Annotated in this window: 4 protein-coding genes and 2 pseudogenes; 3 read left to right on the top strand and 3 right to left on the bottom strand. The window is 72.2% G+C overall.

The features are described 5' to 3' along the window. From ACGF4F_RS11010 to ACGF4F_RS11000, 3 genes and pseudogenes are all read right to left on the bottom strand, one after another. Positions 1-245, bottom strand: a pseudogene (locus ACGF4F_RS11010) (phytochelatin synthase); the annotation flags it as partial. Between the two features lie 1,533 nt (positions 246-1,778). Beyond that, complete coding sequence (locus ACGF4F_RS11005) at positions 1,779-1,994, bottom strand: DUF397 domain-containing protein (RefSeq protein WP_393076856.1); 216 nt, start codon at positions 1,992-1,994, stop codon at positions 1,779-1,781. A gap of 304 nt (positions 1,995-2,298) precedes the next feature. Next, a pseudogene (locus ACGF4F_RS11000) lies at positions 2,299-4,075 on the bottom strand (beta-N-acetylhexosaminidase); the annotation flags it as partial. A 372-nt stretch (positions 4,076-4,447) separates the two neighbouring features. Here ACGF4F_RS11000 and ppdK point away from each other — a divergent pair. The 3 genes from ppdK to ACGF4F_RS10985 all read left to right on the top strand — a co-directional run bounded on the left by ppdK (position 4,448) and on the right by ACGF4F_RS10985 (position 8,878). Then, complete coding sequence (ppdK, locus tag ACGF4F_RS10995; RefSeq protein WP_357434795.1) at positions 4,448-7,156, top strand: pyruvate, phosphate dikinase; 2,709 nt, start codon at positions 4,448-4,450, stop codon at positions 7,154-7,156. A 131-nt stretch (positions 7,157-7,287) separates the two neighbouring features. Next, complete coding sequence (locus ACGF4F_RS10990) at positions 7,288-7,641, top strand: VOC family protein (RefSeq protein WP_357434796.1); 354 nt, start codon at positions 7,288-7,290, stop codon at positions 7,639-7,641. Beyond that, positions 7,625-8,878: a deoxyguanosinetriphosphate triphosphohydrolase gene (locus tag ACGF4F_RS10985; RefSeq protein ID WP_393076811.1), complete on the top strand. Its 1,254-nt coding sequence runs from the start codon at positions 7,625-7,627 to the stop codon at positions 8,876-8,878. The genes ACGF4F_RS10990 and ACGF4F_RS10985 overlap by 17 nt, the downstream gene beginning before the upstream one ends. The last annotated feature ends 38 nt before the right edge of the window (positions 8,879-8,916 follow it).

The raw sequence follows: 8,916 nt of genomic DNA, 5'->3' as shown, positions 1-8,916 counted from the left end.
ACATCAATGTTCTTGCCCTGGACGGAGAGGGCGTTGCGGGTGGCGGCGGGGCCGCAGTAGTAGAAGTTCGGCTGGGCCTCGTAGCGCACGTTCAGTTCCCGCTCACCGTTCTTGCTGGCCTGGGTGGCCGGCTTGTCGGCGGGGGCGGCGTGGGCGGCGATGGCGGGTCCGGCGATGCCACCGGCGGTGGCGGCGATGCCGGCAGTGGTCAGCAGGGTCTTACGCAGGATGGTGTTGGTACGCATGATGATCACAAGCCTTTCGGTCGGGGGAACGGCACACACACGCCAGGGGGGTGCGCGAGGTGCCGGGTGAAAGGGAAGTCAGGAAGAGGGGGTGCCCGGCGGCCCTACGGGGCCTGCTCGCGGCGTCCCGGATGTAACGACCGGGGACCGGGGATCATTCCGCCCGGCGCCCAGGGGGCCGGCTGGCGAATCGGGGGGATCTGCTTCGCGGTCCAGGGGATGTAACCACGGCCAGCGGCCGGTCATTCCGCGCCGGGGCCCATGGTTGACGGGCTGGAGATCCGGTGCGGTCAGCCATGTTCAACGCCCCCGGCCCGGCCATCATTCCGCCCGAGGCCCCGGGCCATCGGTACAGCCGGTCGCAAACCGGGCATCCAGCCCTCGCCTGGCTCCGGCCGAAACAGACACCGCACGCGGTGCGCCCTTCAGTGCGCCTGCCGGCTAGGGGATCTCGCCGCCTGGCCGGAGGTCCGCTCCCGATGTCACGGATATGGCGCAAACTTGGCAGCGGGCGTCGACATCCGCACCGCCCGCGCTCCTGCGACACGAGCGCCACTTAACGGATCGTAGCGGCCGTTCAGCAAGGTCCGCCCGGACACACCGCCTCCCCACGACCCCCTTGGCGATATCGCCAGCCGCTGGACATGGAGGGCTGCGCTGGCCGCCATCGCCCGAACCAGCACATCCCAGTCGGGCCAAGGCAATTCCCGGCGGTACCTCGCCAGGCAGTCGAGGTCTCCACCGTGGCGTACCCGCGTAAGAACCCCCTGGGGATCCCTAAGAAGCTTAGGGAGTCGGGACGGGTTGATCTTCTCTGTGGGCTCCTATCGGATCAGGTTTCCGCAGCTCAGCCACCTGACACGGCGGATCGGCAGGACTCGTCTGGGGCCTCGAATCGCCGACACCCCCAACCGAGCCCCCAATGCCGCACCTAGCCGAGCCCCCACACGCGAGCTGACAACCACAAGGCCGGCTCGGCGGCGACAAGCGCCCAGGACAGACCCTTTCCGACCGCTCGCACGGGTCGCCGCATAGGCCGCAGGCCACCGCGACGGTCGCGGGATTCCACACCGCTGCTGCACCGTTGTCAGCCCCCGTCACGGCTGCTGACAGCGCCGCCGATCTGAACTGCCCCGGGGTCTAGGAAGACCAACTGTTGGCCCACCCGTCGGGTCAGGTCCTGTTAGGTCGGGTCAGGTTCTGTCAGACAGCGACTTGCTGACAGCAGCGCTCGCTCGCCTCACAGAGACAGCGGAGTCTGACCTGAATCACGGGCCGTGGTCCCGTCACGCAGAGTCCCGATCTGCAGCAGGTCCCGCGTGAGCCGGTCGGGTGTGGGCGGTCCAGGCGGCCGGGACCAGACCGACGATCTGCGGGCCTGTCCCGGACCGGTGTGTGTCGCCCGCCCGCCGGTCCGGGACCGCCGAACACCGTCCGGGACCGCCGAACCCGTCCGGGACCGCCGAGCGCTGGTCCGCCGAGGCGGGACCGCGACGGTGGTGTCCCGGACCGCGAGCGTGTCTACGCGGACCCTCAGAGGCGGTCCGGGGACCGGCCCGCGACGGCCCAGGACCGACTGTCAACGATGAGCGCCGGTCTCCCCGGGTAGACCGAGCCGTAACTCTGCTTGCCGGCCCGCCGGCGGTCCTTGCTGTCGCATACGACGACGGCGGGAAGGTTGTCGGCCACCTCGACGCAGTTGTCACCGTTGTCGCCGCTGCGGGCGCAGGTCCACCAGGTGCGCGCCAGTCAGCTCAACTCAGGGCACTGTTCAGGCACCTGACGGGGCCCGTCGACGAACTAAGCCAGGCCGCAGGTACTAGCGTTCGTCCTGACGGGATCGTCCTGCTCCCGGCAGTGCTCGGCCACGCTCTGGTCGCCGGCGGGCTACTCAAGGAGCAGTGCCAATTTCGCAAAGTCGTCCCGTGTCCTCCGATAGTCGCCTGCGAGCATGCGCAGATTCGCCAGATCGAGGCGGATCGCCACGAACTCGGATCTTGGGCACGGCTGCCCGCTTGCCGGCGCCCGCCAGGGGCGGCGCGGCGTGGTTGGGTGTGGGCGGGTCAGCTGGTCTGGGCCGCCTCGTCCCGGGACGGTTGGGTCGGGATGGGGCGGGTGGGCGTCGCCGGCCAGGGGATCTCCGGGGCGGGATGGAAGGTGATCCCGGCGGTGGTCCAGCGTGGGCCGTGGCCGGCCAGCCGGTCCCGGAAGGCGGCCCAGTCATGCGCCGACCGGGGGGACCAGCCCAGCTCCGCGATGGCGGGCAGGCGCGGGAAGAGCATGAACTCCACCTCGGCCAGCGTGGTGACCGTCTCTGTCCAGAGCTGCGCCTCGACTCCGAGCACGGCCTCGGCCGGTACGCCGGTCAGGTGCGTCCCCGGGTCCCAGTCGTACGCCCGCCGCACGTCGATCAGGCCGGCCCAGTCGTGCCCGATGGGGGTGTCCGGGGTGTACTTCATGTCCACGTAGGCGTGGTTGGCGGGGGAGAGGATCAGCCGGGCGCCGCGGCGTACCGCGTCGGCGGTCTCGGGGTCGTCGCCGTTGGTGCCCCACCACTGGAGCACCCGCCCGTCGGCGTGCCCGGTCGGGGCGAGCTGGTGCCAACCGATCACGGTCTTCCCGGTCGCCGCCACCACTTCCTGCGCCCGCTCGATGAAGCCGCGGTAGGTGTCGGCCGGCACCTTGAACGCCTCGTCCCCGCCGAGGTGCAGCCACGGCCCGGGGGTGAGCGCGGCCACCTCGCCGACCACGTCGGCGACGAAGGCGTACGTCCGCTCGTCCGCGGGGTCGACGTAGCTGAAGCCGACCTCGGTGCCGGTGTACGGCGGCGGCGGGATCTTGCCCGGCGCCAACTCGGGGTACGCGACCAGCGCCGCGTTGGTGTGCCCGGGCAGGTCGATCTCCGGCACCACGGTGACGTGGCGGCGAGCGGCGTACGCGACGATCCGCCGGTAGTCGTCCTTGGTGTACCAGCCGCCGGGTCCGCCACCCACCTCGGTGGTGCCGCCGACCTCGGCGAGCTTCGGCCAGGAGTCGACCGTGATCCGCCACCCCTGGTCGTCGGTGAGGTGCAGGTGCAGGTGGTTGAGCTTGTAGCGGGCCAGGTGGTCGATCACCCGAAGCACGTCGTCGACTTCGAAGAAGTGCCGGGCCACGTCGAGCATCGCGCCCCGGTACGCGAACCGCGGCCGGTCGACGATGGTGCCGCCGGGCACCACCCAGCGCTCGGCGACCGGGGTGGTGCTCTCCACCGCCGCCGGAAGGAGCTGCCGGAGCGTCTGCACGCCGTGGAACAGGCCGGCTGCGCTGCCGGCGGTGATCCGGACCTCGGCGCCGGTCACGTCGAGCCGGTAGCCCTCGTCGCCCAGCGCCTCGGCAGCCGCGCGGCCTGTTTCGGCGGCGCTCGCGCCAGCCGGCGCCGATGCCGCTGCGCCGACGGGGCCCGCTGCGCCGCTGGGGCCCGCTGCGCCGCTGGGGCCCGCCGCGCCGACGGGGCTCGCCGCGCCGGTGGACGTCGCCACGCTGGTCAGGGTGAGCACGAGCGAACCGTCGGCCCGAGCGGCGGAGTCGGTGACCGGGAGCGGGTAGCCGGTCGCGGGGCGGAGCAGCCCGGCGAGCTGCTCGGCGACGTCCCGGGCGGCCGGGTCGGCGTCGACGCGGATCACCGCGTCCTCGGCGAGCACGAAGTCGGCCGCCGGGTCCGGCGTGACCAGCTCGGGGGCGGGCACCACGTCGGCCAGCCGTACCGGCGCGGGCGGGGCGAGCAGCTCGCCGGCCGCCCGGGCGGCGCTCCGGGCCAGCTCGGCGGCGGCCGGCTGGCGGGCGGACAGGCCGACCGCGTCGAGCGGCTCGGGACCGGTCTCGGACGGGGCGGCGGGGGTGGTCGGCACGGTGACGGCTCCCGGGTGTATTTGCGCTGGATATGGCAAAGGTGAGGTTCAGCGAAACCAGTGCCGTCAAGCGTACGAGGGGATCGGGGATTGCGTGATCCTGCGCGTGGAAGCGTTTCCAAAAACCGGTACGGACGCGGATAGTGGTGACGGTTGTGCCAATAGTCACCGAACGGTCCCAGCCCCCCCGATGTTCGCTTAACCTTCGCCCACCGGCCGCTGACCACACCGGGATTACCGGTGATCGGTCTCGGGGTATGTCCGAACTGAACCTTCGTTAAGTGTCAATTCCGGCGCGCGTGGGAGGCTCTGGTGGCAGCGCAAGAGACGGTCGATCACAAGTACGTCTACGACTTCGCCGAGGGCAACAAGGACCTCAAGGACCTGCTCGGCGGCAAAGGGGCCAACCTGGCCGAGATGACCAATCTCGGGCTGCCGGTGCCGCCCGGCTTCACCATCACCACTGAGGCCTGCAAGGCGTACCTGGCGACCGGCCGGGAGCCGGACGGGCTGGCCGGCCAGATCGAGGCGCACCTGGAGGCACTGGAGCGGGAGATGGGCCGCCGACTCGGCGACCCGGACGACCCGCTGCTGGTCTCGGTCCGCTCCGGGGCCAAGTTCTCCATGCCCGGCATGATGGAGACCGTCCTGAACGTCGGCCTCAACGACCGCAGTGTCATCGGACTCGCCACCCGGGCCGGCGGCAACGACCGGTTCGCCTGGGACTCCTACCGCCGCCTGATCCAGATGTTCGGCAAGACCGTCTGCGAGGTGCCGGGCGAGGAGTTCGAGCACGCCATCGACGACGCCAAGCGCGCCAAGGGTACGGACAACGACCTCGACCTGGACGCGGACGACCTGCGCGGCCTGGTCGACACGTTCAAGAAGATCTTCGCCAAGCACACCGGCCGGGAGTTCCCGCAGGAGCCCCGGGAGCAGCTCGACCTGGCCATCCGCGCGGTCTTCGAGTCGTGGAACGCCGAGCGCGCGGTGGTCTACCGGCGGCAGGAGCGCATCCCGGCCGACCTGGGCACCGCGGTCAACGTGGTGGCCATGGTCTTCGGCAACCTCGGCGCCGACTCGGGCACCGGCGTCGCCTTTACCCGCGACCCGGGCAGCGGCGCCCAGGGCATCTACGGCGACTACCTGGCCAACGCGCAGGGCGAGGACGTGGTCGCCGGCATCCGCAACACCGTGCCGCTGGAAGAGCTGGAGCGGATCGACAAGAAGTCCTACGACGAGCTGCTCGACTACATGGCCCGGTTGGAGGAGCACTACAAGGACCTCTGCGACATCGAGTTCACCATCGAGCGCGGCAAGCTCTGGATGCTCCAGACCCGCGTCGGCAAACGCACCGCGGCGGCGGCCTTCGTCATCGCCGGCCAGCTCGTCGACGAGGGTCTGATCGACCTGGACGAGGCGCTGCACCGGGTCAACGGCGCGCAGCTCGCCCAGCTGATGTTCCCCCGGTTCCAGCTCGACCACGAGTACGAGCCGGTGGCCAAGGGCATCGGGGCCTCACCCGGCGCGGCGGTCGGCAAGGCGGTCTTCACCTCCGCCCGGGCGGTCGAGTTGGCCGCCGAGGGTGAGGCGGTGATCCTGGTCCGCCGGGAGACCAATCCCGACGACTTGAACGGGATGATCGCCGCCAAGGGCATCCTCACCTCGCGGGGCGGCAAGACCAGCCATGCGGCCGTGGTGGCCCGGGGCATGGGCAAGACCTGCGTGTCCGGCGCGGACGAACTCGAGGTCGACGTCCCGGCGAAGCGGTTCAGGGTCGCCGGGCAGACCGTCAGCGAGGGCGATGTCGTCTCCATCGACGGCACCACCGGCAAGGTCTACCTCGGCGAGGTGCCGGTCATGCCGTCCGAGGTGGTGCAGTACTTCGAGGGCACGCTCGACGCGGAGCGGACCGACGACCCGCTGGTCCGGGCCGTACACCGGATCATGACCCACGCCGACGCCAAGCGGCGGCTGGCGGTCCGGGCGAACGCCGACACCGGCGCGGACGCGGCCCGGGCCCGGCGGTTCGGCGCGCAGGGCATCGGCCTGTGCCGCACCGAGCACATGTTCCTCGGCGACCGGCGGGAGCTGGTGGAGCGGCTGATCCTGGCCTCCGGCGAGGCGGAGCGGGAGGCGGCGCTGGGCGCGCTGCTGCCGCTGCAGCGGGAGGACTTCGTCGAGATCTTCCGCGAGATGGACGGCCTGCCGGTCACCGTGCGGCTGATCGACCCGCCGCTGCACGAGTTCCTGCCCCCGCTGGAGCAGCTCGCGGTCAACGTCGCGGTCGCCCAGGAGCGCGGCGAGGACGTGGCCAAGGAGGAGGCGCTGCTCGCCGCCGTGCGGCGGATGCACGAGGAGAACCCGATGCTGGGCCTGCGCGGCGTACGGCTGGGCCTGGTCATCCCCGGCCTGTTCGCCATGCAGGTCCGCGCGATCGCCGAGGCCGCCGTGACGGTCGTGCGGGCCGGCGGGTCGGCCTGCCCGGAGATCATGGTCCCGCTGGTCGGCGCCGTGCAGGAGCTGGAGACGGTACGCGCCGAGGCCGAGAAGATCATCGCCGAGGTGGTCGGCGACAGCGGCGTCGAGGTGCTGATCGGCACGATGATCGAGGTGCCCCGGGCGGCGCTGACCGCCGGGCAGATCGCCGAGGCGGCGCAATTCTTCTCGTTCGGCACCAACGACCTGACCCAGATGGGCTGGGGCTTCTCCCGGGACGACGTGGAGGGCGCCTTCTTCTGGCGCTACCTGGAGCTGGGCATCTTCGGCATCTCGCCGTTCGAGTCGATCGACCGGGACGGCGTCGGCCGGCTGGTCCGGATCGCGGCCGAGGAGGGCCGGGCCGCCCGGCCCGGGCTGAAGCTCGGCGTCTGCGGCGAGCACGGCGGCGACCCCGACTCGGTGCACTTCTTCCACGAGGTCGGGCTCGACTACGTCTCCTGCTCCCCCTTCCGCGTCCCGGTGGCCCGCTTGGAGGCCGGCCGAGCCGTGGTGGAAACCCAGGGCTCCGACTCCCGCTGAGCGCGGTCGGGGGGCCGCCGGTGCGCCGGCCGGCGGCCCCCCGACGGGTTCCCCGCCTCGCCCGGCGCGCCGTCCGGCGGCTCCGGGCGTAACCTGGGCTCGCTCGTGTCGATCAGCAGAAGGGTGGCCGCATGACCAGCGTCTGGGAGAGCCTGACCGTGGACGCCCAGGACCCGTCGCGGCTCGCCCACTGGTGGGCCGAGGCGCTCGGCTACCAGGTGGTGAGCGAGAAGCCGGACGAGGTGGAGATCCGCCGGGCGCCGGACCAGCTCCCCGGCATCGTCTTCGTCCCGGTCACCCAGGCGAAGGAGACCAAGAACCGGCTGCACCTCGACCTGCGCCCGGCGAACCAGGAGGCGGAGGTCGAGCGGCTGGTCGACATGGGGGCCCGGCACGTGGACATCGGCCAGGGCGACGTCGGGTGGACCGTGCTGGCCGACCCGGAGGGCAACGAGTTCTGCGTGCTCCGTGAGCGCGAGGAGTGAGCCGGGTCCCGGGGCTGAGGACGGGGCGCGCTTCGTCGCCGAGCCGGCCAAGGACACCGGGTACGGGCGGTCACCGTACGAGCGGGACCGGGCGCGGGTGCTGCACTCGGCGGCGTTCCGCCGGCTCGCCGCGAAGACCCAGGTGCACACTGCGGGCACCGATGACTTCCTGCGTACCCGGCTGACCCACTCGCTCGAGGTGGCGCAGATCGCCCGCGAGATGGGCGCCCGGCTCGGCTGCGACCCGGATGTGGTGGACACCGCGGGACTGGCCCACGACCTGGGGCATCCGCCGTTCGGGCACAACGGCGAGGACGCCCTGGACGTCATCGCCGCCGGCTGCGGCGGCTTCGAGGGCAACGCGCAGACGCTGCGGGTGCTCACCCGGCTGGAGGCCAAGGTGCTCGGGCCGGACGGCCGTTCCGCTGGGCTCAACCTGACCCGGGCCTCCCTCGACGCGGTCAGCAAGTACCCCTGGGAGCGTCGGCCGGGTGAGCGCAAGTTCGGCGTGTACGCCGACGACCGCCCGGTCTTCGACTGGCTGCGCGCCGGGGCCCCGCCCGGCGGGCGGCGCTGCCTGGAGGCGCAGGTGATGGACTGGGCCGACGACGTGGCGTACTCGGTCCACGACGTCGAGGACGGCATCCACGGCGGGTACGTCAGCCTGCGGCCGCTGCTGACCGACCCCGACGAGCGGCGGGCGCTCTGCGCCGACGTGGCCGCGACGTACTCCGGGGAGGCCCCCGAGGACCTGCACGAGGTCCTGGTCGAACTGCTCGCCGAGCCGGCGCTTGCCCCGCTCGCCGCGTACGACGGCAGCCACCGGGCCCTGGCGGCGCTGAAGGCGACCACCAGCGTGCTCACCGGCCGCTTCGTCGCCACCGTGGTGGCCGCCACCGAGGAGCGGCACGGCCCCGGCCCGCACCGCCGGTACGCGGCCGATCTGGTGGTGCCGCGTCGGATCCGGGTGCAGTGCGCGCTGCTCAAGGGCATCGCGCTGCGCTACGTCATGCGCCGCCCCGGCGCTGGCGCCCGGTACGCCCAGCAGCGGGAGATCCTCGCCGAACTGGTCGCCGTCCTGGTCGACCGGGCGCCGGACGCGCTCGACCCGGTCTTCGCGCCGCTGTGGCGGGAGGCGCCCGACGACCTCGCGCGGCTGCGCGTGGTGATCGACCAGGTGGCCTCGCTCACCGACCCGGCCGCCCTGGCCTGGCACGTCCGCCTGGTCCGCAGCTGACCCGCCCCGCCCCGCGCGGAAGGGTTCGCGCAACATCC

Origin of the sequence: Micromonospora sp. NPDC047740 (assembly GCF_043204735.1) — a bacterium.
Classification (GTDB): domain Bacteria; phylum Actinomycetota; class Actinomycetes; order Mycobacteriales; family Micromonosporaceae; genus Micromonospora.
Note: the sequence above shows the minus strand (reverse complement) of the source record. Positions and strands in the feature narration are given on the sequence as shown.

Excerpts from the sequence above, each read along its gene's own strand:
- ACGF4F_RS10990 (WP_357434796.1), top strand. The coding sequence starts at position 7,288 with ATGACCAGCGTCTGGGAGAGCCTGACCGTGGACGCCCAGGACCCGTCG.